This is a genomic window from Stenotrophomonas sp. SrG (assembly GCF_050031795.1).
GTDB lineage: Bacteria > Pseudomonadota > Gammaproteobacteria > Xanthomonadales > Xanthomonadaceae > Stenotrophomonas > Stenotrophomonas rhizophila_A.
Genome location: NZ_JBNBBE010001401.1, coordinates 1 through 235, shown reverse-complemented (window position 1 = coordinate 235; position 235 = coordinate 1). Strand labels below are relative to the sequence as shown.

General features: G+C 78.7%; 1 protein-coding gene. It reads right to left on the bottom strand.

Annotation, left to right across the window (positions count from 1 at the left end):
• On the bottom strand, window positions 1-235 hold a 235-nt coding region (locus ACQG3P_RS24015), incomplete at both ends, for a hypothetical protein (RefSeq protein WP_426806449.1).

The window sequence follows — 235 nt, the reverse complement described above, 5'->3', positions numbered from 1 at the left end:
ACGCAGCGCGTCCGCCGACGGCGGAGTAGCAGGACAGCATGTTGATCGGATTGAAGCGATCGCCAGGGCCCACCGCCGTGCGCACCTGCCGGCCCAGCGCGTGCCCGCTCCCCGCACCCGTGGAGCCGGTGGCGAAGGGACACCCCGGGGCGCCCAGCTCATCGCCGCGCGCGCCCGCGGCACAGCGCCACGCGCCGCTGCGCCCGGTCCGGCCGGGCTGCACGGCCGGCGCCGG